This window comes from Janthinobacterium sp. HH106, assembly GCF_001758725.1.
In the GTDB taxonomy this organism is placed as follows: domain Bacteria; phylum Pseudomonadota; class Gammaproteobacteria; order Burkholderiales; family Burkholderiaceae_D; genus Janthinobacterium.
The window spans coordinates 246838-271453 of sequence record NZ_LRIC01000002.1; the positions used below are offsets into that span (position 1 = coordinate 246838).

Genomic DNA, 24616 nt, shown 5'->3' on the forward strand with positions numbered 1-24616 from the left:
TATGAAAATCAGAGCGCAAATCGGCATGGTGCTGAACCTGGACAAGTGCATCGGCTGCCACACCTGTTCCGTCACCTGCAAGAACGTGTGGACCAGCCGCGACGGCGTCGAGTACGCATGGTTCAACAACGTGGAAACCAAGCCCGGCATCGGCTATCCGAAGCAGTGGGAAAACCAGGACAAGTGGAATGGCGGCTGGCGCCGCACGGACTCTGGCAAGATCGAGCCGCGCCAGGGCAGCCGTTTGAAGATCCTGGCCAATATCTTCGCCAATCCGAACCTGCCCGCCATCGACGAGTACTACGAGCCGTTCACCTACGACTACGAGCACCTGCAAAGCGCGCCGCTGTCGCAGACGCCGCCGACGGCCCGTCCGATCTCCGTGCTGACGGGGAAAAAGATGGAAAAAATCGAGTGGGGCCCGAACTGGGAAGATGACTTGGGCGGCGAGTTTGCCCAGCGCAGCAAGGACAAGCTGTTCGACAACATGCAGAAGGAGATGTACGGCACGTTCGAAAACACCTTCATGATGTATCTGCCGCGTCTGTGCGAGCATTGCCTCAATCCGACGTGCGTGGCGTCTTGCCCGTCCGGCTCCGTGTACAAGCGCGAAGACGACGGCATCGTGCTGATCGACCAGGACAAGTGCCGCGGCTGGCGCATGTGCATCTCCGGTTGCCCGTACAAGAAGATTTACTACAATTGGTCGTCCGGCAAGGCGGAGAAGTGCACGTTCTGCTTCCCCCGCATCGAGGCCGGCCAGCCTACCGTGTGCTCGGAAACGTGCGTGGGCCGCATCCGCTACCTGGGCGTGCTGCTGTACGACGCCGACAAGATCGAGGCTGCCGCCTCCGTGCCGCAGGAGCAGGACCTGTACCAGGCGCAATTGGGCCTGTTCCTCGATCCGCACGACCCGGCCATCATCGCCGAGGCGCGCCGCCAGGGCATCCCGGACCTTTGGCTCGAAGCGGCCGTCAAGTCGCCCGTCTACAAGATGGCCGTCGAGTGGAAAGTGGCGTTCCCGCTGCATCCCGAATACCGCACCTTGCCGATGGTGTGGTATGTGCCGCCGCTGTCGCCGATCCAGGCGGCCGCCGAATCGGGCAAGCTGGGCGTCAACGGCATGCTGCCGGACACGCAAAGCCTGCGCATTCCCGTGCAGTACCTGGCCAATTTGCTGACGGCCGGCGACCAGCCGCCCATCGTCACGGCGCTGGACCGCATGCTGGCCATGCGTGCCTACATGCGCAGCAAGACGGTCGAGAAGGTGGAGAACCTCACGGTGCTCAAGCAAGTGGGATTGACCAAGGCGCAGGTGGAGGACATGTACCACATCATGGCCATCGCCAATTACGAAGACCGCTTCGTCATTCCCAGCAGCCACAAGGAAATGGCCGAGGACAGCTTCAACGAGAAGGGTTCGTGCGGCTTCAGTTTCGGCAACGGCTGCTCGGACGGCAGCAGCGAACCGACCTTGTTCGGCAAGAAAAAACACGGTTCGGCCATCTTCATGCAGATGCCGAAGTCGCGCAAAACGGCGCCTGGCGCCTAAGGAACCGATATGAACAACGCTATGCATCACTACCAAGTCCTGTCGCGCCTGCTGCTGTATCCCGAGCCCGAGCTGATCGCGCACCTGCCGCAACTGGAGGCCGCGCTGGCGGCCGTGCCGGAGCAGCAGGCGCTGTTGCGGCCCTTGCTGGCGCACCTGGAAAGCAGCAGCCTGATCGACCTGCAGCAGCAGTACGTGGCCACGTTCGACCGCAATCCGTCGCACTCGCTGCACCTGTTCGAGCATATCCACGGCGAATCGCGCGACCGGGGCCAGGCCATGGTCGACCTGATGGAGGAATACAAGCGCCACGGCCTGCAGATGGTGGGCGACGACTTGCCCGACTTCGTGCCCCTGTTCCTGGAGTTTTTGGCGCAGCTCGACGAGGCAGTCTCGGCGCCGCTGCTGGGCGACGCCGTCCACGTGCTGGCGCACATCGGCCGCAAGCTGACGGCCAACGGCAGCCCGTATGCGCCCGTCTTCACCGTGCTCGAACGCCTGAGCCCCGTGGCGGCCGAAATGCTGGCCGAACCGCCGGTGCGCGACATGGATGAAGCGCTGGAAACCTTCGGTCCCGGTGCGGACGGCGTCGAGCCCTTGCTGCGTCAAGCCCCGGGCGGCGTCCATCCCGTGCATTTTCACCCGCAGCCGCGGCGCGCCGCCTGAATGGCCCACTGCGCCCGCATGAGGAGAGTACATCATGAGTAATTATTTGCATCAATTTGTGTATGGCATTTATCCATACATCGCGCTGGCCATCTTTTTTCTTGGCAGCCTGATCCGTTTCGACCGCGAGCAATACACGTGGAAGTCCGATTCCAGCCAGCTGCTGCACCGCGGCAGCCTGCGTTTGGGCAATATCCTGTTCCACATCGGCATCATCGGCCTGCTGTTCGGCCATGCGGCCGGCTTGCTGACCCCGGTCTGGGTGTGGGATACCTTGGGCGTGTCGCATAGCCTGAAGCAGGGCGTGGCCATGGCGGCCGGCGGCGTGATGGGCGGGCTGTGCCTGGCCGGCATCCTGATCCTGCTGGCGCGCCGCTTCGGCAATGCACGGCTGCGCGCCGTCACCACGGCCGGCGACAAGCTGGTGATGGTGTGGATTTTGCTGACCTTGCTGCTGGGCCTGTCGTCAATCTTCGTCTCGGCATCGCACATGGATGGCCACATGATGGTCTTGCTGATGAACTGGGCGCAGCACATCGTCACCTTCCGCGGCGACGCCGCCAGCTTCATCGTCGACGCGCCGCTGGTGTTCAAGCTGCACCTGTTCATGGGCATGTCGCTGTTCGTCATCTTCCCGTTCACCCGTCTGGTGCACGTGTGGAGCGGCTTTGGCGCAGTCGCTTATCTGGGACGCACTTGGCAACTGGTTCGTCGCCGTTAAGAAAGGAGTCATATCATGGGAATCTCCGTCAATGGCATCGATATCGACGATGCCGACATCGCGCAGGAATTGCCGCATCACGACGGTGCCGGCAATCCGCTGAAACAGGCCGTGCATGAACTGGTGCTGCGCCGGCTGCTGCTGGACGAGGCCGAACGCCTCGGCGTGCAGGGCGGCAGCGATAACGACCGCATCGAGGCGCTGTTTGCGCAGGAAGTACGCGTGCCGCCCGCCGACGATGCGGCTTGCCGCACCTTTTATGCACAGCGCCCGCAGCTGTTTCGCAGCGGGGCGCTGGTCGAGGCCCGCCACATCCTGTTTCAGGTGACGCCGGAGGCGCCTTTGGAGCTGCTGCGCACGACGGCGCAAGCCGTGCTCGATGCCCTGAAACTGGCGCCCGAGCGCTTCGCCGAACTGGCGGCGCAGTATTCGAACTGTCCGTCGGGCGCGCTGGGCGGAAGCCTGGGCCAGCTGTCGCCGGGCCAGAGCGTGCCGGAATTCGACGCCCTTGTGTTCCGCCTGGAGGCAGGCGCGCTGGCCGGCCATTTGCTGGAAACGCGCTTCGGCTACCACATCGTGCAGGTGCTGCGCCGGGTCGAAGGCCAGGCCATCCCGTACGAAGCGGTGCAGGCGCAGATCGCCGACCGCCTGGCGCGGGCGGCGTGGCAGCGCGCCGTGCACCAGTACCTGCACCTGCTCGTGGGGCGGGCCGACATTGCCGGTATCGAGCTCGAAGGCACAGCCAGCCCGCTGGTTCAGTAAGTAGAAATGCGTAGCTAAAAAGGCGTAGGCCGCTAGGCCTTCTGGGGCACAGCCAGATCGTGCCCCAGCCTTTACAATCACGGAAGAATCAGGAGTAGCGTCATGGGTAGCGTCAAGTTGCAGGACCGTTTTGGCCGTTCGATCGATTATGTGCGGCTGTCCGTCACCGACCGCTGCGATTTGCGCTGCGGTTATTGCATGCCCAAGGGATTTCGCGGCTTCGAGGAGCCGAAGGACTGGCTGACGTTCGACGAGATCGACCGCCTGCTGGGCATTTTCGTGCGCCTCGGCACGCGCCGCGTGCGGCTGACGGGCGGCGAACCGCTGTTGCGGCGCAATCTGCCGCAGCTGGCGCAAAGGCTGTCCGCGCTGCCCGGTCTGGACGACCTGTCGCTGTCGACCAACGCCACACAACTTGGCAAGCATGCCGTGGCCTTGCGCGCGGCCGGCGTGGACCGCATCAACGTCAGCCTCGATTCGCTCGACCGCGCCTGCATGCAGCAGATCACGGGGCGCGACAGCCTTCAGCCCATTCTGGATGGCCTGATGGCGGGCAAGGCGGCCGGTTTCGACCCGATCAAGATCAATATGGTGGCCATGCGCGGCATCAATGACGGCCAGATCGAGGCCATGGCGGCCTTCTGCATCGAGCAGCAGTTCATCCTGCGCCTGATCGAAGCCATGCCGATGGGCAGCACGGGCCGCAATGCCAGCTACATGCCGCTGGGCCCCGTGCGCGAACGCCTGGCGGCCCGCTTCGGCCTGGTGCCGCAGGCGATGGAATTGGGGGGAGGGCCGGCGCGCTACATGGCGACCCCCGACGGACGCTCGAGCATCGGCTTCATTACGCCCATGTCGCAGCATTTTTGCGCCACCTGCAACCGAGTGCGCCTGTCCGTCGATGGTACCCTGTACCTGTGCCTGGGACAGGAAGAGAAATTCGCGTTTGGCCCCATGCTGCGCGGCGGGGCCACGGATGCGCAGATCGAGGCGGCGATCCGCGCCGCCATCGAACTGAAGCCGCAGCAGCATGATTTCAATACGCAGCCCGATAAAATCATCCGGTTCATGGCACAGACGGGCGGCTGAGGCAGTTTGCATTCACATTCAAGGGCGGTATGAAATTCAAGGCGATGTTTTCCTCCTGGCAGAAGCTGTCGACCAAGATTGTCGGCGCGCTGCTGCTCATGCTGGTGCTGGCCTTGAGCGCCATCGGCTGCACCCTGTTTTTGTCGTGGCAGCTCGAAGGCAGTTCGGCCGCCATCAACGAGACGGGCCGGCTGCGCATGCAGACCTACCGCCTGACCCTGCTGCTTGCCAGCGACGCCCGCGAGCAGGCGCGCCAGCAAGTGCTGCTGATCGACGAGACCCTGGCCAAGATCGGCCACGGCGACCCGCAGCGTCCCCTGTTCCTGCCCCCCAGCACGGCCATCAAGTCCGAATTCGAACGCATCGGCGTCGCCTGGCGCAGTGCCTTGCGTCCGGCCGCCCTGGCCGCCGATTCCATTGTGCGCGCGCGCCAGTTCGAGCATGACGCCGACACCTTCGTGGGACAGGTGGACCAGCTGGTGCGCCTGATCGAGCACGACAGCGAACAGCGCACCTTCTGGCTGCGCGCCTCGCAGCTGATCCTCGTCGGCATGGCCGTCATCGGCACGGTCAGCATGATTTACCTGATGTTCATGCTCATCATCGAACCGGTGACGCGGCTGCGCCTGGGCATGCAGCGCATGAAGGAGCGCGACTTCAGCGTGCGCCTGGCCGTCGAGAGCAATGACGAATTTGGCCAGCTGGCCAGCGGCTTCAACCAGATGGCCGACCGCCTGCAGGCGCTGTACGGCAACCTGGAAGAGGGCGTGCGCAGCAAGACGGCCACGCTCGAATACCGCAACCGCGAGCTGGCGCTGCTGTATGAAAGCGCCGCCTTTTTGCAGCGCCCGCAGCCGCTGGAAGACATCTGCGGCGGTTTCATGCAGCGCATCGTCGATTATTTCGAGGCCGACGGCTCCACCGTGCGCGTGCTCGACGCCGAGCGGGGCAACCTGCACATGGTGGTGCATACGGGCCTGTCCGAAGAACTGGTGGCGTCCGAGCATTGCCTGAAGGTGGGCGACTGCCTGTGCGGCACGGCCGTCGAGATGAAGGTGGCGAAAGTGCACGACATGCGGCGCATCGACAAGGCGCACGAGCTGCGCTGCCACCGCGAGGGCTTTGCCACCGTCTCCGTTTTCCATATCCACGCGCACGAACAGCACCTGGGCTTTTTCAACCTGCATTTCCGCCATGCGCGCGTGTTTTCCGCGCGCGAGCTGGCCTTGCTGGAAACCCTGGGCCAGCTGCTGGGCATCGCGCTGGAAAACCTGCGCCTGGCCGCGCGCGAACGCGAGATGGCCATTTCCGAAGAGCGCAACCTGGTGGCGCAGGGTCTGCACGACAGCATCGCGCAAAGCCTCAACTTCCTCAACCTGCAGGTGCAGATGCTCGACGACTCCGTGCGCAATGCGCGTTTCGACGAGGTGGCGGGCATCGTGCCGGCCCTGCACGCGGGCGTGAAGGAAAGCTACGAGGACGTGCGCGAACTGCTGGCCAATTTCCGCAGCCGCCTGATGGAAGATGACCTGATCGGCTCCCTGCGCGCGGCGCTCGAGAAATTCCGCCGCCAGACGGGCATCGACGCCGAGCTGCTGGCCGACGTCGACGGCGCGCCATTCCCCCGCGAGCAGCAATTGCAGTTATTATTCATCGTGCAGGAAGCGCTGTCGAACATCCGCAAGCACGCGCAGGCCAGCCACGTCGAGGTGCGTCTCGCCGATCACCAGGATTTTACGCTGACGATCAGCGACAATGGCGTCGGCTTCGACGCTGCCGCCGTGCTGGAAAAGGGCGACAGCCATGTCGGCATCCATATCATGCGCGAGCGCGCGCAGCGCATCGACGCCACGTTCGACGTGCATGCCTGCCCCGGTGGCGGCACGACCGTCGAACTGCATTTGTCGCGCGAGCAGCGCCGCGCCGCCTAAGCCACTATCTGAAAGTATAAAAAAATGGAGATTCCCGATAAACCGATCACCGTCATGCTGGTGGACGACCACGCGCTGTTCCGCAGCGGCATACGCTCGCTGCTGCAGCGCCATACGGATTTTTCCGTCGTCGGCGAGGCGGCCGATGGCGTGGAAGGCATCAAGCGCGCCATCCAGCTGCAGCCCGACGTGGTGCTGCTGGACCTGAACATGGCCGGCATGTCCGGCGTGGAAGCGCTGCAGCTGATGCAGCACGACTGCCCCGATACGGCCATCGTCATGCTGACCGTGTCGGAAGACGCAGAAGACCTGGCCACGGCCCTGCGCGCGGGCGCCTGCGGCTATTTGATCAAGAATATCGACGCCGACTACCTGGTGCGCGCCATCCGCCGCGCGGCGGCCGGCGAAGTCGTCATCGCCGAAGCGATGACGGGCAAGCTGGTGGCGCAGCTGCAGGCGGGCACGCGGCGCGAGGAACCCGTGTCGGAACTCGACAAGCTCACCCCGCGCGAAAAGGAAATCATCGACTGCCTGTCGCGCGGCGAGAGCAACAAGGGCATCGCCCGCACCCTGGACCTGGCCGAAAGCACGGTCAAGATCCACGTGCAGAACGTGCTGAAAAAACTCAACCTCACGAGCCGCGTGCAGGCGGCCGTGTACGCGGTCGAGCACCGCCAGGGCAAGTAGCCCGAGTCGGGGTCGGACCCGCCGGGTCAGACCCCATGGTGACTTCTCGCTATCTCTCTAGTCCTTTATGCCGATGGCGGCATCTGCGCTTTTAAAGTAGTATATTGAATATATCTTTAAAGGCGACTCCATCATGGCCATCACCCCGATCAGCGAACCTTCTCCACCTTCCACGACAGCAGGCGCCGCTCCCTGGCATGCCGGCCACGCCGTCTGGCAACTGGGCTTCCGCCCGTTCTACCTGCTGGCGGCCGTGTTTGCGGCCATCGCCATTCCCCTGTGGCTGGCCAGCTATGCGGGCCTGCTGCCGGGCGGTCTGCAGGTGGGTCTGGGATGGCACATGCATGAAATGGTGTTCGGCTTCGCGCTGGCCGTCGTCGTCGGTTTCCTCTACACGGCGGGGCGCAACTGGACGGGCTTGCCCACGCCGCACGGTGCGCAGCTGATGGCGCTGGCGGGGCTGTGGCTGGCGGGACGCGTGGCCATGCTGTGCGGCCCCGGCCTGCTGCCGGCGCTGATCGACTGGCTGTTCCTGCCGCTGGCCGCCTGGCCCCTGTACCAGGTGCTGCGCCGCTCGGGCAATACGCGCAATCTGTTTCTCGTCGGTCTGCTGGCCTTGCTGGCGCTGGCCAATGCCCTGTTCCACGCGGCCGTGCTGGGCTGGCTGCCGCTGTCGCTGTTTGTGCCCGTGCAGGCGGCCATCTTCATCATCGTGCTGATCGAATCGGTGATCGGCGCGCGCGTCATTCCCATGTTTACCCGCAATGGCGCACCTGGCAGCACGCCGGTGGCCAGCCCGAAACGCGCGCTGGTCGCCGTGGCCTGCATGGCGGCGGCCGCGATCGCGTGGCTGGCCGGCGCGCCCGCCTGGCTGACGGCGCCGCTGGCCTTGTGCGCGGCAGGCGTATCGCTGGCCAATCTGCTGGCCTGGCAGCCGCAGCGCACGGTGCGCGTGCCGCTGCTGTGGATTTTGCACCTGTCTTACGCGTGGATCGGCATCGGCTTTGCGCTGCTGGCGGCCGCCAGCCTGGGTCTGCTGCCGGCCAGCGCCGCCTTGCACGCGCTGACGGTGGGATCGATGGCGGGCCTGATCATCGGCATGATGACGCGCACCACCCTGGGCCACACGGGACGTGCGCTCAAGGGAGGCAGGGCGGAAGCGGCGATGTACTGGCTGATCCAGCTTGGCGCGCTGGCGCGCCTGCTGGCTGCCGTCGGTCCCGCCGCGCTGTCCATGCCGCTGCTGCTGGCGGCCGGCGCGTGCTGGTCGCTGGCCTTTGGCCTGTATGCGTGCGTGTATGCGCCTTATTTGTGGCGTGCCAGGGTGGATGGCCGCGAAGGCTAGCCTGGCGTCAGAACGGGCGCCAGGCCAGCAGTTTCCTGATTTCCGGCGTCCAGTAGGACAGCGATTCGCCCACGACGAATAGCAGCATGCCCAGCATGAAGGCTCTCAACAGCAAATCCCTGCACCAGATCATGGTGTCTCCTAAAATTTCATATTGGCAAGTCTATCATTGGCATGCGCTGCCATGTTGCGTTTCTGGCATGGCCGGCTGGCCGGGCGCCGGCGTCTGTGCCGTGAATGCGGCGGCGGCATCGATGGCGTGCGCCAGCGCCTGTTCCAGGGCATCGAGCGCGGCAGACGCATCGCCGCCCGCGTGCAGCAGCTGTTCGGCTTGCTGGGCGGCTTGCAGGGTGGCGGGCAGGGCCAGGCTGCCTGCCACGCCGGCCAGCTTGTGCGCCAGCGCGGCGGCGTCGCCGCGTGCATTGGCCGCCAGCAGCGCGCGCATGGCGCCCACCGTGTTGCGGTAAGTGTTGCCGAAGTGCGACAGATGCTGGCGGTAGGGCGCTTCGTCGAGCCACTGCGCCATCCCTTGCGCCAGGTCGATCACGGGCGCCGCGCCGCCTGCCCGCAAGGGCGTCGCCGCTTCGGTCGCTGCCGGCGGCAGGGCCGGCAGCCCTTGCGCATGGCGCCGGTGCGCGCTCGCGATCAGGGCGATGGTCTGCGGCACGTCGAACGGTTTGCTGATGAAATGGTTCACGCCCGCTTCCAGCGCCGCCGTGCGCTGTGTCCGGAACGCCCCGGCCGTCAGGGCCACCACGGGCAAGTCCTGGAACTGCGGCAGCTGGCGCAGCGCGCGCGTCGCCTGCAAGCCATCCATGACGGGCATCTGCACATCCATCAGCACGATGTCGACGTCGGACGGGTGGGCCAGCAGCCAGTCCAGCGCCTGCTGGCCATCGCAGGCGAACGAGGGCAGGGCGCCCTGGTCGCACAGGATATGGTTGACCACGTCGCGGTTGATGTCGCTGTCGTCGACCACCAGCACGCGCACGCCGGCCAGCACGCGTGCGCCCAGCGCTGCGTGGCCCGTGTCCAGGCCGGCCGCTTCAGCACGCCGCTGGCGCGCTTCCATCGTCGCGTTGTACAGGCTGGAAGCCGTCACCGGTTCGTTGAGGATGGCATCGGCCGGATTGGCCGGGTCCGTATGGCGGCGCGCGGGCGCTGTCGCCGGTGCGCCGCTGGCCGCCAGGATCACGATGGGGCAATCCTGCGGCGGCAGGTGCTCGCGCAGGGCGCGCGCCGTGGTTTCCCCGTCCATGTCCGGCATGCGCGCGGCCAGCACGATGACGCCGGGCCGCGCGTCCTCGGCGCAGGCCAGCGCATGCTCGAGCGCCGCCTGGCCGCCGGAGACGGCATGCACGCGCCAGCCCAGACCCTGCGCGACGGCGGCCACGGCGGCGCGCGAGTCGGCCTTGCCGTCGGCCAGCAAGACGCGCAAGCCCTGCATGTCGGGCGAGGACGGGGCGCTGGCGGGCATCAGCTCTAGCGGCACCGTGAAACTGAATGTGCTGCCCTGGCCCATGACGCTTGTCAGGCGCATGGCGCCGCCCATCAGGCGCACCAGCTGGCGGCAAATGGTCAGGCCCAGCCCCGTGCCGCCGAAGCGGCGCGTGGTGGAGCTGTCGGCCTGGGCGAAGGCGGAAAAGATCGCCTCCTGCACCTCGGGCGCGATGCCGATGCCCGTGTCGCGCACGCTGAAACACAGCACCGCGGCGTCGCCGTCGCGGCTCTCCAGCGCGCTCGTCAGCTCGACCGCGCCTTGCGCGGTGAACTTGATGGCGTTGCTGGTCAGGTTGACCAGCACCTGTTCCAGCCGCAGCGCGTCTCCCATCACCTGCTCGACGCCATCGGGCAGTGGCCCGATGCGCACTTCGATCGGCTTGTCATGCGCGGCCACACCCATGCTGGCGGCGATCTTTTCGATCACGTCGGCCAGGCGTAACGGCGCCCGTTCGATGGTCATGTGGCCCGCCTCGATTTTCGATACGTCCAGCACGTCGTTGATGATGCCCAGCAGGGACTGGCCGGCGGCGCGGATCTTGCGCGCCATGAGCAGCGCTTCGCCATCGAGGCCGTCGCGTTCCAGCAGCCAGGCCATGCCGAGGATGGCGTTGAGCGGCGAGCGGATTTCATGGCTCATGTTGGCGAGGAATTCCGCCTTGCTGCGGTTGGCCGATTCGGCCGCGTCGCGCGCCAGCAGCATGGCCTCTTCGGCCTGCTTTTGCGTGGAAATATCCTGGGCAAAGATCAGGGTCGCCGGTCCATCCTTGAGCACCACGCGCGTGGTGGTCTTGTACATGGGCACGGGCAGGCCCTGCTTGCCCAAGCCCACGGCCTCGAACACCTGTTCGCTGGGCGAATCCGCCTCGATCAGCGCTTCATTGGCGGCCAGCGCCGCCAGCGATGGCGCGGAAATCATGGCGGACCAGGGCAGGCCGTTCAGATTGTCATCCGCCGTGTAGCCGTGCAGCCTGCGGTAGCGGGGATTCGAGTAGATGAAGCGGCCGTGGCGCAGGATGGCGATGGCCACGGGCGCGTCTTCGATCAGGGTGCGAAAGCGCGTTTCGCTGTCGGACACGGCTTGCATGGCCTGGCGCTCCGTTTCCTGCTCCGCATGCCAGGCGGCCTGCTGCCGGCGCCGCCGCTGGCTCCAGAACAGCAGGCTGGCCGCGGCCAGCGCCAGCACGGCAAAGGAAAGGACGTAGCCGAGCGCCTGGCGTTGCAGCGGGGCGGCGATGGCCGCTTCTTCGCGGCTCAGGCCGATGATGAGGGCGCGGTCCATGTGCAGGGCCGGCGGGGCGATGGTCGCCATGGACATGACGCGGGGGGCGGCGGGGGCGCCGGCAATGTCGACGCCGCTCAGGACGCCCGCCTGATAGCCGCTGTCGCGAAAGCGCCGCAGGAAGCTGCCGGGGACGTCCATATTGGCGCCATTGGCAGTCCTGGCCGGGTAATTCAGGAACTGCCGGCCGTCGCCATGCAGCACCACGGCCCAGACGTCGGGCGCGTACATGGCGGTGCGGAACTTGGCCGTGAAGTATTCGGGGGCGAAGGTGGCCACCACCACGCCGGCAAAGCGGCCTTGCTTGTCCTGCACCATGCGCGACGCCGTGATGACCAGGTCGCCCTTGAAGGTATGGAAGGGCGCCGAGATGTACAGCATGCGCGCATCGGGGGCGTCGCGCGCCGTCTGGAAGTAGCCGCGGCGCGAAAAATCCTGGTCCGCCAGTTCCGCGATGTTGGTGGCGACCGGCTTGCCTTGCGCATCGATGACCAGCATGGTGCGCACGCCAGGCATGGCGTCGACCAGCGCGGCCAGGCGCCGGGGCAGCGCTTGCCCGGCGTCCGGTGCCGTGCCGGCGGCCAGATAGTCGCGGATCACGCCGCCCAGCACCAGGTTGGTTGCCTCCAGGTCGACTTCGATATTTTTTGCCAGCAGCGCCGTCAGCACGCTCAGGCGCTCGCGTTCGGCCGCGTCGTGGCGCGCCGCCTCGGCCAGATGCGCATAGGCGAGGGCGGCAGCGACGATGAGCAGCCCGAGGAGCAAGAACAGCCATTCGATCCATTGTCTGCGCACCGCCGCCGCATCTGTGTGATAGGTCATGTGGCGATGCTATACCCGATATGGATTGAGAACAACTTTTGCGCACAACTATGCATGTGATAGTGTGGCCAATTTGCCCCCAAGGGGCAGGTGCAGGCGGAAGACGGCGCCCTGGCCCGGCGCGGATGCCACGCCGATGCTGCCGCCCATCAGCACGACGAGCTGGCGCGCGATGGCCAGGCCCATGCCTGCGCCGTCATGGGCGCGGCTCGGCGAGTCGTCCGCCTGCGAGAATTTGTCGAAGATGACGCCCTGCTGCGCCTGCGCGATGCCGATGCCCGTATCGCGCACTTCGATCTGCAGGTCCGCGCCGCTGTGCATGACGTGCACGTCGACCCGGCCCGCAGCCGTGTAGCGGATGGCGTTATCGAGCAGGATATCGAGCACGCGCACGAGGCGCACGCGGTCGCAATCGATGCAGGGCGGCGTGGCGGGCGCCACGTGCGCGGCCAGCTGCAAGCCCTTGCGGGCCGCGCGCGGCCGGTGCGGCGCCAGCGCCAGTTCCAGCAACTGGTCCAATGGCGCGGCGCTGGACTGCAGCCTTACCTGGTCTTGTTCGAGCGCGCTCAATTCCATCGCCGCCTCGACCATGGCCAGCAACTGGCGGCCGCTGTCCTGTATCGTTTGCGCGTAGGCGGCCTGTTCCGGCTGGCGCAGCTGCTCCAGCAGCAGCTCGGAAAAGCCGAGGATGCCGTTCAGGGGCGTGCGCAATTCATGCGACATGTTCGACAGGAAGCGCGACTTCGCCTCGCTGGCGGCGATGGCCCTGGCGCGGCTGTCGACCAGGCGGCCGATCAGCAGCACCAGCGCGGCCCACGACAGCACGATCAGGGCGCTCGTGATGGCCGCCATCAGCAAGGCCTGGTCGCGGCGCGAGACGTAGTCGGCCAATACCGTGTCGCGGTCCAGCCCGACCAGCATGTACAGCGGGTAGCCGGCCAGTTTTTCGAACGCGTAAAAGCGCAGGACACCGTCGACGGGACTGCGTTCGGTGAAGCCGCCCCGCGTTTTACCTTGCATCAGAGAAAATACCTTGCTGCCGCCGATATCCTGGCCGATGGTGTTGACGGCGCCGACCCGGCGCGCGCGCACCACGCCGTCGTTGCCGACCAGTTCGGTGGAGCTGTTGTCGCCCAGGTCGACTTCGTCGTACAGGCGGGTAAAGTAATACGGGTCCATCGAGACCACCACCACGCCCTTGAAGCGGCCATCGGCATGGTTGATGCGGCGCGTCATCTGGATCGACCATTTTTTCGACACGCGGCCCAGCACCGGCTTGCTGATATACAGTTCGCCGCTGTCGCGCTGCATGTGTACCCGGATGTGCTCTCGGTCGGCCAGGTTGGTGGGCTGGAAAGGGCGGCTCGACAGCACCATGTCGCCCTGTTCGTCGACAATGGTAAACAGGTTGTACAGGGGGCCGGGATTGAGGCCTTGCCGCAGATCGGCCACGATGTCGAGGCGGCTGCCCAGCGCCTGGTAGCGGCTGCGCAAATACGTGACCGCCTGATCCGCCGCCTCGATCGTGCGGATTGCGTGTTCGTCAAAGACGCGCGCCATGCTGCGCGCATCGCGCCCGGCACCGGCGACGGCGGCGTCGTAAGCGTGCCGCAGTTGCAGCATGGTGATGCCCCACAAGCCCGCCAGCAGCACGGCCATGAAGAGCGACAGCAGGGTGCGCGTATCCCAACGCTCCCAACGCTCCCAGGCCATGGCCTTCCAGTATCTGTGCTGCCGCATGCCGCCTCCGCAAGGTCTGCCAGTTGTGCCGTTGTGCGAGGATGCCCGGCGTCGCTGGCGCGTCGTTTTATCAATTATAGCAAATATAATTGATTTTAACGATTAAAATGATTTATCGAGGAAAAGTGTTGTTTTGTGCGCGGCCCGGGCGGCTAAGTAATCCTCGGGAAATTATTGTGAATTTATGACGAACAGAACCGGATGCTGTGCAAGGCGCCTGCAGTGACGCAGTGCGAGCACTGCTAGCTGCGGGCAACACAGCACAGCGCCGGTTATGGAAGTCAGAAATTACAATAATTTATTGGGGGTTACTTCGCGTATCGCCGCCTGGCGCGTCAGCCAGCGGTCGACCATTTCGCGCAGCTGGGCGGCCGTAAACGGCTTGGACAGATAATCGTCCATGCCGGCCGCCATGCAGCGCTGCCGGTCGTCCTCGGTGACGCCGGCCGTGAGGGCGATGACGGGCAGGCGCGGCGCGCCGCTGGCCGCTTCGCGGGCGCGCAGGGCCTGGCACGCCTGGTAGCCGTCCATGACGGGCATCATGCAGTCCATCAGGACCAGGTCGTACTGCTGCTCGGCCAGCGCCTGCAAGCCCAGCTCGCCGTTTTCCGCCGTGTCGATGCGGTAGCCGCGCGCGCCCAGCTGCAGGCACACCAGCTGGCGGTTCAGCGCCGTGTCTTCGACCAGCAGGATGCGCGCGCCCCCTTCCGATGCGGGAACGGGCGCGCAGGCGGCTGCGGATTCCGATGGCGCGGCTGTCTCCGGCTCCGGCTCCGGCTCCGGCTCCGGCGCCTGGGCCGGCATGCAGGGGATGCGCACGGTGAAGCGGGAACCGGCGCCGGGCGCGCTGCTGCAGAAAATCTCGCCGCCCAGCAGCGCCACCAGGTGCTTGCAGATGGTCAGGCCCAGCCCCGTGCCGCCATAGGCGCCGCTGATGCTGTCGTCGGCCTGGCAAAACGGCTCGAAGATGCGGCTCAGCTGGTGCCCCGTCATGCCGATGCCGTGGTCGCTGACCATGGCGACGAGGCAGGCGCTGGCGCCGTCCGGCGTGGCCGGTTCCAGGTGCAGGCGCACGGTCACCGTGCCGGAGGGCGTGAACTTGATGGCATTGCTGAGCAGGTTGCCGAGGATTTGCGCGAGGCGCGTGCGGTCCGAGCAGATCAGCGGCGGCACGCTGTTGCCGATTTCGCTGACCAGGAGCAGCTGTTTGCTATCGGCCTGCGGGCGGTGCAGCGCCAGCACGTCGTCGAGCAGCAGGCGCGGGTCGAAGTCGCGCAGCTCGATGCCCATCTGGCCTGCCTCGACCTTGGACAGGTCGAGGATATCGTTCAGGATGCGCATCAGGTGCTGCACGCCATCGCCGATGCGCTGCGCATGCTGCCGCTGCGACGCATCGAGCGCGGTGTCCTGCAGCAGTTCGGCCATGCCGGCGATGCCGGCCATCGGCGTGCGGATCTCGTGGCTCATGACGGCCAGGAAGCGCGACTTGGCGGCATTCGCCGCTTCCGCGCGCGTTTGCAGCGCCAGCGCCATGGCCGCGTCGCGCTCCTGGCGCCGCAGCAGGGCCAGGATCAGCGCGATGGCACCGGCCAGCACGAGCAGGCTGACCACGGCCGCCCCGCCCATGGTGCGCAGCATGCGCCGCCAGCCCGCCAGATACACCGCGTCCGTGACGGTCACGTTGACGGCCAGCGGATAGTCGCGCACCAGCCGGATGCCGGCCAGGCGGTCGACCGTGCGTCCCTGGTCGGCCGCGCGCGGCGTGTCCACCTGCAGCACGCCATCGCTCTTGCCCTGTTCCAGCAGGCGGTAGGTGCTGCCCGTCAGGTTGCGCTTGCCCATCATCTCGGGCACGGCCGGCCAGCGGGCCAGCAGCGTGTAGTCGCTGCGGTACAGGGAAAAGGCCGTGTGTTCGCCGATGCTGGTGCTCTGGAAGAATTTGCTGAAGAAGTCGCATGACAGGCCGACCAGCACCACGCCCAGGAAGCGGCCGTCCGGTCCGCTGATGCGCCGGCTGATATAGAAGGTCCAGGCGCCATTGCCCTTGTTTTGCACGGGCGCGCTGACGTGCATGCCGCCGTTCGGGTGGCGCCGGTGATACTCGAAGTAATCGCGCTCGCCGAGGCGGATGGACGGCGCGGGAAAGGCGCGGCTGAAGGCCAGCACGCTGGCGTCGCTGCCGACGATCGATACGACGTCCACTTGCGGCACGCCGCCGATCTTGTGCCGCAGCGTCTGGTGCATGGCCTGGGTACCGACGGCGGCGGCCAGCGCCTGCGCGTCCGCGGGGGCGGCGGCCTCGATCTCGTTGCTGACGCTGTCGAGCACCAAACGGGCCGCCGTCATGCTCTGCGCCGTGTTTTCCGCCAGCAGCAGCGACAGGTTCGACAGATCCTGTTTCCAGTCATCGACGGCTTCGCGGTGCAGCAGCACGCCGGAGACGGCGATGCGCAGCGCCAGCAGGCCCACCAGCACCAGGCCCACGACGGTCGTCATGGTGCGCGGCCGGTAGCGGTGCACCAGGCGCAGGACGGCCTGGCGCGCGTTCATTCCTGCGCGCCCGTGTATTCAAGCATGCTGCGGCGAACCTCCTGCTCCACCGCGCCGAGCAGCGCCGCCGTTTCGGTCAGCCAGTCCGCTGCCGCCGCACCTTGATGGCGCACCAGCTGCTCGAGCGCCGCCAGGCGCGCCACCAGGGCGCTGGCCCCCAGCAGGGCCACGGTGCCGCGCAAGGTATGGCAGCTATGCACGATGGCTTGCGCCGCACCGCCGCGCACGGCCTGCTCGACGCGCGCAAACATGGCCGGCGACGTGTCGAGGTAGGTCTGCGACAGGGCGCGGAACATCTCCAGGTCGTGGCCGGTGGCGTGGAACAGCACGGCAGGATCGATGTGGCGATAGGCTGGCATGGCGGCTCCGTGGCGAGGGGAAAGCGGTGGCGGGAAGGTGACGCGCTAGGCGGCCAGGCTGTTGCGCCGCGCATGGCCGGCGCAGCAGGCGCGCAGATAGCCGCGCAGTTCGTCGTAATTGACGGGCTTGGCAAAGAACACCACGCCGGGCGGCACGCCGCCCCGTTCTTCCAGCTCTTCCTGCGTCAGGCTCGACAGCATGGCGATGTGCATGTCCGCCAGCAGCGGGTCGGCCAGGATGGTACGGATCACTTCGTAGCCGTCGATGCCTTCCATGACGATGTCGGCCAGCAGGATGTCGGGCTGGTCGCGGGCGATTTCCATCAGCGCCTGGTAGCCGTTCTCGCAAAAGCGCAAGTCCGCCTGCAAGCCCCATGAACCGATCTGTTTTTCATACAGCGCGCGTTCGATGGGATTGTCCTCGATCACGAGGATGGACGGTGGACGGCCCGATGGGACGGGGCGGTTGGCCCGTGCCGCGCGCTGGTCCTGGCCCGGCTGGCCGGGATTGCCCTTGTAGGCTTCGACGGCCGCGAGGGGAATGCGCCGGTGGCCGCCCTTGGTCTTCCAGGCTTCGATCACGCCGGCCTCGACCAGTTGTTGCACCGAGGTGACCGAGATGCCGAGGATTTCAGCGGCCTTTTGGGTAGTGCAAACGTCTGCAGTGTGCATGATGGGCTTTATGGTCGCGGATATAGTTGAAGGGAATGATACGCAATCGGGCTCAAAAAATCAATTTCAACGAATTATATGAATTCACTAAAAACCTCGCGTGCGGCGGGCCGGACTCGCGTGCGCGTGCGGCCGGGGGCAATATGCGTCTGCGGTTCCAGGAGATCGCGCCGTTCGCTGCACTCGGCGCTGCTGTGGCGTAGCAGGGTTTCCATGTCGTTTCTGTCCAGGCCCAGTACCCGCGCGGCGGCCAGGACCGGTCCGCGAGGCCCCGCGCCGTTGCGCAATATCAGGTCGGCGAAGCCGCTGGCCAGCTTCAGCAGCCAGGCCAGGTCCGTCATGCGCCCGGCCCGCCCGAAGCCGGGCGGCGCGGCATGGCAGCGCACGGCGTCGCACAGGATGTCCGGCATGCCCCAGCCCCGCATGAGCATGGCCGACAACGCCAGCTGGTGGCGGCCGAAGCGCTGCGACTCCGCGCACAGCAGCCGGGCCCTGGCGCCATTGCCGTACTGGCCCAGCAGTTCCCCATATTCCTGCGGATGCCAGGTGGCCAGGGCCAGCTGGCCGCAGTTGGCCAGCAAGCCGCAACTGTACAGCTCATCGGCCGGCGCCAGCTGCAGCGCATCGCCGGCCACGCGGGCGGCGCACGCCATGGCCAGCGCGTGCGACCAGTAGCGCTGCGCGTCGAAGTGCGCGCACGTGGCCGCCGGCAGGGCCGGCGCGGCGAATGCCTGGCGCAGGGAGGGCAGGCCGATCGCGGCCAGCATCGCCGCGCTGACCGCCGCATGCGTGCGCTCGCCCGGCGGTACGCCCGCATTCGCCAGGCCGATGACCTTGCCCGTCAGGGCAGGATCGCAGCCCAGTTGTTCCGCCAGCTCATCGAGCGATACCTGCTGCTCGCACAAGTTTGCCAGCCAGTGGCAACGCCCGGCGGGCGAAGGCAGGATGGCGCCGCCGGGCAGGTGCGCGAGGTCGATATGCGCGCTCATGGCCGGCTCCCGACGCCGCTGCGGTCATCGGCTTGTGCCGCGCCCGCCGTCTGCAGGACCGTGACGGCCTGCGACAGCGCGTCGAGCGCCATCAGCAGTTCCGCATGCAGGCGGCGCAGCGCGCCGATATCGTTGGAAAAGCCCGCGTGCACGGCCTGGCGTGCCAGCGCCTGCAGCGGGAGCAGGCCCATGGACTGGCTGCCGTCGAGGATTTCCTGCGCCAGCACGCGCGCCGGCGCGGTCCGTTCGCAGCGCAGCGCATGGGCGATGCCGGCCAGGCGGTCGCGCGTCTCGGCCACGAACAGGGCCAGAATCTCGCCCTGCAGGCGCCGGTCGTAGCCGAACATGGCGTCCAGGCGGGCCGCGTCGAACGGCGGCGTGTCCGGCGCCCTGGACGCTGGTGGTGGCGGTGTGCTGTCCGCCACCTTGGCCAGCGGGACCATTTTGCGCATCTGCAACAGTGCATGCAGATCGGCCGGTGCCGCGCGGCCGGCCTGACGCCCGCGGGTACGGCGCCAGAGCAGGGCGGCCAGCAGCAACACCAGGCCGGCCAGGGCCAGCGCCGTGCGCATCAGCGACAGGTCTTCGCAGCGAAGGAAGGGGTGAATGGTGAAGAGGGTGTTCATGACCGTGCTCCAATGAATGCTATCTAGGCAAGTGATGCTGCGGGATGGCGGGCCTAAAAGACGTCCCAGTCGCCCGCGTCGGCGGTGGCCGGTGCCGCGGCTCTGGCCTGGCCTGCGGGCCGCGTGGCGACCAGCTTGAGCGCCGCCTTGTGCTGTGCGGGCCGCCGCGCGGCTGGCGCTTGCGGCGCCGCGCCGGCCTGTCCTGGCGCCAGCTTGAAGGCGCCCACCACGCCAGCGAGCTTGGCCGCCTGCTCCTGCAGCGATTGCGATGCGGCCGCCGCTTCCTCGACCAGGGCCGCATTCTGCTGCGTGGCTTCATCCATCTGCGTGACGGCGCGGTTGATTTCCTCGATGCCCGTGCTTTGTTCCGCGCTGGCGGCCGAGATTTCGCTGACGATGTCGGTGACGCCGCGTGCCGTGTCGACCACTTCCGTCATGGCCGCGCCGGCCTGCCGCACCAGCTTGCCGCCTTGTTCGACCTGTTCCACGGAATCGCCGATCAGTACCTTGATTTCCTTGGCGGCGGCCGCCGAACGGTGCGCCAGGTTGCGCACTTCCGTGGCCACGACGGCAAAGCCGCGCCCCTGTTCCCCGGCGCGTGCCGCTTCCACGGCCGCATTCAGGGCCAGGATATTGGTCTGGAAGGCGATGCCGTCGATGACGCTGATGATGTCGGCGATCTTGTTGGACGAGCTGTCGATCGCTTCCATGGTGCGTATCACGTCGTCCATGACTGCTCCGCCCCGCTGCGCCTTGTCCGAGGCGCTGACGGCCATTTGCTTGGCCTGGCGGGCGTTGTCCGCGTTTTGCCGCACGGTGGCCGTCAGTTCTTCCATGGCCGAGGCGGTTTCTTCCAGCGAGCCGGCCTGCTGCTCCGTGCGCGCCGACAGGTCCAGGTTGCCGGCCGCGATCTGGCCCGATGCGGTGCTGATGCTGTCCGTGCCGGAACGCACTTCGGCCACGATGCGTACCAGGCTCGCGCTCATGTCCGCCATGGCCTTCATCAGCTGGCCCACCTCGTCGTTTGACGCGGTGTTCACTTGCACGCTGAGGTCACCGCCCGCGATGGTGCGGGCCACGTCGATGGCGCTGGCCAGCGAAGCGGCGATGCGCCGCGCCAGCAGCAGACCCATGCCGGCCACCAGCGCCGTCACGGCCAGGGCCAGGCCGATGGAAATCCAGCGCGCGTTGGCGGCGGCGGCGGCGCCATCGGCCGCGCCCTTGGCGGACACGTTTTCGTTGTAGCGGTGGTGGGCGGCGAGGGCGTCGACCAGTTCCTTGATGATGGGCTGGTTTTCCATCAGCAAGTCGCGTGCCGCGTCCACTTCGCCCGCCTTCGACAGCGCCAGCACCTTGTCGCGCACCGTGTCGTAGCGCGCCAGCACGGCACGGTCGGCGGCCAGCAGCGCGCGGTCCTGCTCGTCGGTGACATCGTCTTTTTCATACTGGTCGAGCGCCTTGCCCACCGCCGCGCGCGCTTCCCTGATGCCCGCTTCGAGCTTGTCGCGCCCGGCCGCATCCTTGCTGGCCATGTGCTGCCAGACGGCCGTGCGCATCTGCGCGAACGGCACGAAAGCCTGGTTCAATGTCAGCAGGCTGGGCACTGTGTTGACGGTGGCATAGCTGGCCGCCGTGTACACGCGGTCCATCTGGTAAATGCCAAAACCCGCCAGAGCGGCCAGTCCGAGGACTACGGAAAGAATCAATGCGTACAGCCGTTTAGCGATGGTCATGATGGGCGCCGCTCCAGTGAAGTGAAATGCAAGAAAAAGTGGTTGGTTTCAGTGTTTTTTTCATTCTACGATAAAAATTCGTTTTATTCGAGAAATTTGTTGTTAATTTATTTTATTCAATGATTTTCATCAAAATCGTACTGCTGTGGCTGGCTCGACGGTCAGCTCGTGTATAAAAAGCCACACGGCACGCGGCGCGCGTTCTCGCGTGTGGCACGCTTTGCCGATTGGTGAAAAAATGGGATTTGCTTGATTGCAATCAAATACGGTGCGCAGGCGCGTGCCGCCGACTGACTCTTGTAAAGGAGCATCATGACTGCCTCTGCCCGGCCTGGACCCTTGCTTGTCATCACCGCAGTCATCTTCATCTTGCTGGGCCTGGCGCTTGCCGGCGGCGGCGCCTGGCTCGTCAGCCTCGGCGGTTCCTGGTATTACGTGGTGGCCGGCATCGGCATGCTCGTCGCGGGCGCGCTCGTGTGGAAGGGGCGGCGCAGCGCCCAGCTGTTTCTCGCGCTGCTGCTGTTCGCCACCCTGATCTGGTCCGTCATCGAAGTGAAGTTCGACTGGTGGCAATTGCTGCCGCGCCTCGATATCTGGTTCGCCGCCGCCGTCTGGCTGCTGCTGCCGTTCGTCGACCGCCGCCTCGATCCGCCCTTGACGGCCGGGGCCAAACCGCGCGACGCGGGCAAGAGCGCCCTGACGGCGGCCGTGGTGCTGACGGCCGCCGTGGGCGTGTTCTCGCTGTTCCAGGACTATTACACCTTGCATGGCGAAGTGCCGGCCGAGAACATGGCGGCCGCGCCGCAAGGCGATTTCGCGCCGGGCGTGGCGCCCAACGACTGGGCCGCGTATGGCCGCTCCGGCTATGGCGACCGCTATGCGCCGGCCGCGCAGATCACGCCGGCCAACGCGGCGCAGCTGAAACAGGCGTGGGTGTACCACACGGGCGACTTCAAGGGGCCGAACGACCCGGGCGAGATCGCCAACGAAGTCACGCCCCTGAAAGTGAACGGCATGCTGTACCTGTGCACGCCGCATAACATCGTCATCGCGCTCGATCCGGACACGGGCAAGGAACTGTGGCGCCACGATCCGAAGATCAACCGCGACGCGTCGAGCTACCAGCACATGATCTGCCGCGGCGTCGCCTACTGGGACGTCAACGCGGGCCGCGCCAAGGACGACCCTGCACCCGAGGCGGCCGGCATGGAGTGCCCGCGCCGCATCTTCGCGCCGACCATGGATGCGACCCTGATCGCCGTCAATGCCGATACGGGGGCAGCGTGCAAAAGCTTTGGCGAAAACGGCGTGATCGGCCTGTACCACGGCATGGGCATGAAGAAGCGGGGCTTTTTGATGCCGACCTCGCCGCCGGCCGTGGCGCAAAACGTGGTGGTGATGGCCGCCAGCGTGACCGACAATTTTTCCACGGAAGAGCCGTCGGGCGTGATTCGCGGCTACGACCCCGTCACCGGCAAGCTGATGTGGAACTGGGATGCCTCGAACCCCGACGACACGGCACCGATTGCCGATGGCAAGACCTACACCAACAATTCACCGAATTCCTGGGGCGTCTCCAGCGTCGATGAAAAGCTGGGCATGGTGTACATCCCGATGGGCAATGAAACGCCCGACACGTGGGGCGGCAACCGCAATCCGCATGGCGAGAAATACAATAGCGCCATCGTCGCGCTGGACCTGGCCACCGGCAAGGTGCGCTGGGTCTACCAGACCGTGCACCACGATATCTGGGACATGGATATCGGCGGCCAGCCGACCCTGGTCGACATCGATACGTCGAAAGGCAAGGTGCCGTCCGTGGTGGCGACCACCAAGCGGGGCGACATCTATGTGATCGACCGGCGCGACGGCAGCCTGGTCGTGCCGGCGCCGGAAAAACCCGTGCCGACCGCCAACGCGGCCCCTGGCGACCGCCTCTCGCCCACGCAGCCGTTCTCGGCGCTCACGTTCCTGCCCGAGAAGCACATCAGCGAAACGGATATGTGGGGCACGACACCGTTCGACCAGCTCGCTTGCCGCATCATCTTCCGCCAGCACCGCTACGAAGGGCCGTTCACGCCGCAGACGGTGGCCGAAGGCAAGATCAAGGGCGCCATCATTTCGCCCGGCCCGCTGGGCATCTTCGAGTGGGGCGGGGCGGCCGTCGATCCCGTGCGCCAGCTGCTGCTGGTCAATCCCGATTACATGGGCTTCCTCGAGCGCCTGGTGCCGCGCGCGCAAGCCAATGCGCCGGGCGGCACGGGCACGGAAATGGGCTTGCAGCCGCAGACGGGCGTGCCGTTTGCCGTGGAAATCAAGCCCTTCCTGTCGCCGCTGGGCTTCCCGTGCCAGGCGCCGCCGTGGGGTTATATCGCCGCCGTCGACCTGCGCACCATGAAAAAAGTGTGGATGCACAAAAACGGCACCACGCGCGACAGCGCCCCCGTGCCCATCGCCTTGCCGCTGGGCGTGCCCAGCCTGGGCGGCATCAGCACGACGGGCGGCGGCGTGGCCTTTCTCAGCAGCACGCTCGACTATTACATCCGCGGCTACGACGTGCGCAACGGCAAAACTGTATGGAAAGCCCGCTTGCCGGCCGGCGGCCAGGCCACGCCGATGAGTTATGTCTCCGACAAGACGGGCAAGCAGTACGTGGTGGTGATGGCCGGCGGCCACGGTTCGCTGGGCACGAAGATGGGCGACAGCCTGGTGGCGTTTGCCTTGCCGGATGAGGCCGTGAAGGAGGCGGGGAAAGGGAAGTAATTAAGTTCGCTGCGGTGCCGCCACTGCTGGTGGCAGCGCAGCATAATTAATTGCCGGGCTGGCGAGTTTTTAAAGTTGCATGTTGCTTATAATAATGTCGTTTGTTAGACTCGGGACCGGACTCATATCGCCTATCCTGTGACTTATTCAATGAACACGACGACCTTTTCGGTAATGACAGCAGTACTACTTTCCATTGGCGCTTGTTCTCCTAAAGCACCGAATGCCGAACTCGACGCGGCGAATAAAAAGATCGCCACGCTGGAAGCCGAGCTGGCGGTTGAAAAGGCAAAAAATACTTCAGTTCCCGTAGCCGCGGCCTCTGCGCCAGCGGCAAGTGCCGCCGCCGACATGGCCGTGACGGGAAAGCAGTGGAATTATGATGTGAACGAAGACAAGATGGATGGCGGCACGACTTATTTTGCCAACGTGTATAGCACCAATGCCGTCAATTTTGACTTCCCCTACAGCGGATTGCAAAACGCCAAATTGACTTTGCGGGCAGGATACCGTCAAGGTAAAGATGTGATCTTTTCGATCAGAAAGGGGCAGATATTATGCCCCTCCTATCAGGATTGCACGGTGCTGGTGAGATTTGATGATGAAAAGCCCGTCAATTATTCCGCGGCGGCGCCTGCTGATAATAGTTCAGATACGATTTTCTTCCGCAATTATGAGAAATTCCTGGGGAAACTGCAAAAAGCGAAAAGAGTACGCATTGCCGTGGATATTTTTCAGGAAGGCGCACCTGTATTTGAATTTGATGTCAGCGGATTTGATCGTCAACAATATCAGCCCAAGCGAGCAAAAGCATTGGGTACTTAAGC

Annotated in this window: 19 protein-coding genes; 10 read left to right on the forward strand and 9 right to left on the reverse strand. The window is 65.8% G+C overall.

Translation table 11 applies throughout. The features are described from left to right. Position 1: 1 nt before the first annotated feature. The 8 genes from narH to JAB8_RS01735 all read left to right on the forward strand — a co-directional run bounded on the left by narH (position 2) and on the right by JAB8_RS01735 (position 8753). Positions 2 to 1552, forward strand: a complete 1551-nt coding sequence (gene narH, locus JAB8_RS01700) for a nitrate reductase subunit beta (RefSeq protein WP_070223621.1) — start codon at positions 2 to 4, stop codon at positions 1550 to 1552. A gap of 21 nt (positions 1553 to 1573) precedes the next feature. Further along, entirely contained in the window at positions 1574 to 2218 is a 645-nt protein-coding gene (narJ, locus tag JAB8_RS01705; RefSeq protein ID WP_083287560.1) for a nitrate reductase molybdenum cofactor assembly chaperone, read from the forward strand. A 34-nt stretch (positions 2219 to 2252) separates the two neighbouring features. Beyond that, entirely contained in the window at positions 2253 to 2939 is a 687-nt protein-coding gene (gene narI / locus JAB8_RS01710; RefSeq protein ID WP_070223616.1) for a respiratory nitrate reductase subunit gamma, read from the forward strand. 15 nt (positions 2940 to 2954) lie between these two features. Further along, entirely contained in the window at positions 2955 to 3701 is a 747-nt protein-coding gene (locus JAB8_RS01715) for a peptidylprolyl isomerase (protein ID WP_070288171.1), read from the forward strand. A 102-nt stretch (positions 3702 to 3803) separates the two neighbouring features. Further along, the gene (gene moaA, locus JAB8_RS01720; protein ID WP_070288172.1) at positions 3804 to 4790 is read left to right on the forward strand and encodes a GTP 3',8-cyclase MoaA; all 987 of its coding nucleotides are present in this window, start codon (positions 3804 to 3806) and stop codon (positions 4788 to 4790) included. A gap of 44 nt (positions 4791 to 4834) precedes the next feature. After that, positions 4835 to 6721 carry a type IV pili methyl-accepting chemotaxis transducer N-terminal domain-containing protein gene (locus JAB8_RS01725; protein ID WP_343216094.1) on the forward strand — a complete coding sequence of 629 codons (1887 nt, stop codon included), beginning with the start codon at positions 4835 to 4837 and terminating at the stop codon, positions 6719 to 6721. A 24-nt stretch (positions 6722 to 6745) separates the two neighbouring features. After that, complete coding sequence (locus JAB8_RS01730; RefSeq protein ID WP_175445142.1) at positions 6746 to 7408, forward strand: response regulator; 663 nt, start codon at positions 6746 to 6748, stop codon at positions 7406 to 7408. A 133-nt stretch (positions 7409 to 7541) separates the two neighbouring features. Continuing rightward, the gene (locus JAB8_RS01735) at positions 7542 to 8753 is read left to right on the forward strand and encodes an NnrS family protein (protein WP_083287085.1); all 1212 of its coding nucleotides are present in this window, start codon (positions 7542 to 7544) and stop codon (positions 8751 to 8753) included. A gap of 7 nt (positions 8754 to 8760) precedes the next feature. On the opposite strand, the gene JAB8_RS30095 is transcribed toward JAB8_RS01735, so the two are convergent. The 9 genes from JAB8_RS30095 to JAB8_RS30100 all read right to left on the reverse strand — a co-directional run bounded on the left by JAB8_RS30095 (position 8761) and on the right by JAB8_RS30100 (position 21026). Then, positions 8761 to 8886 (reverse strand): hypothetical protein, encoded by a 126-nt coding sequence (locus JAB8_RS30095; protein WP_265334661.1) that lies wholly within the window; start codon positions 8884 to 8886, stop codon positions 8761 to 8763. Between the two features lie 33 nt (positions 8887 to 8919). After that, positions 8920 to 12357 carry a response regulator gene (locus JAB8_RS01740; RefSeq protein WP_070288174.1) on the reverse strand — a complete coding sequence of 1146 codons (3438 nt, stop codon included), beginning with the start codon at positions 12355 to 12357 and terminating at the stop codon, positions 8920 to 8922. 48 nt (positions 12358 to 12405) lie between these two features. Next, entirely contained in the window at positions 12406 to 14097 is a 1692-nt protein-coding gene (locus JAB8_RS01745; protein ID WP_254679418.1) for an ATP-binding protein, read from the reverse strand. Between the two features lie 288 nt (positions 14098 to 14385). Beyond that, positions 14386 to 16647 carry a hybrid sensor histidine kinase/response regulator gene (locus JAB8_RS01750; protein ID WP_083287522.1) on the reverse strand — a complete coding sequence of 754 codons (2262 nt, stop codon included), beginning with the start codon at positions 16645 to 16647 and terminating at the stop codon, positions 14386 to 14388. After that, positions 16644 to 17006, reverse strand: a complete 363-nt coding sequence (locus tag JAB8_RS01755; RefSeq protein WP_070223602.1) for an Hpt domain-containing protein — start codon at positions 17004 to 17006, stop codon at positions 16644 to 16646. Before JAB8_RS01755 ends, JAB8_RS01750 begins: the two co-directional genes overlap by 4 nt. Before the next feature lie 45 nt (positions 17007 to 17051). Next, entirely contained in the window at positions 17052 to 17678 is a 627-nt protein-coding gene (locus tag JAB8_RS01760; RefSeq protein ID WP_070288176.1) for a response regulator, read from the reverse strand. Positions 17679 to 17752: 74 nt separating this feature from the next. Beyond that, the gene (locus JAB8_RS01765) at positions 17753 to 18667 is read right to left on the reverse strand and encodes an HDOD domain-containing protein (protein WP_070288177.1); all 915 of its coding nucleotides are present in this window, start codon (positions 18665 to 18667) and stop codon (positions 17753 to 17755) included. Then, a complete protein-coding gene (locus JAB8_RS01770; RefSeq protein ID WP_070288178.1) occupies positions 18664 to 19293 on the reverse strand; it encodes an Hpt domain-containing protein in 630 nt (209 codons plus the stop codon). Before JAB8_RS01770 ends, JAB8_RS01765 begins: the two co-directional genes overlap by 4 nt. A 53-nt stretch (positions 19294 to 19346) precedes the next feature. Continuing rightward, a complete protein-coding gene (locus tag JAB8_RS30100) occupies positions 19347 to 21026 on the reverse strand; it encodes a methyl-accepting chemotaxis protein (protein WP_071654369.1) in 1680 nt (559 codons plus the stop codon). 312 nt (positions 21027 to 21338) lie between these two features. On the opposite strand from JAB8_RS30100, the gene JAB8_RS01780 reads away from it, so the two are divergent. Continuing rightward, a complete protein-coding gene (locus JAB8_RS01780; protein ID WP_070288179.1) occupies positions 21339 to 23789 on the forward strand; it encodes a membrane-bound PQQ-dependent dehydrogenase, glucose/quinate/shikimate family in 2451 nt (816 codons plus the stop codon). Between the two features lie 150 nt (positions 23790 to 23939). Beyond that, on the forward strand, positions 23940 to 24614 hold the full coding sequence (locus tag JAB8_RS01785; RefSeq protein WP_139142895.1) for a hypothetical protein: 675 nt from the start codon (positions 23940 to 23942) through the stop codon (positions 24612 to 24614). Positions 24615 to 24616: the final 2 nt, after the last annotated feature.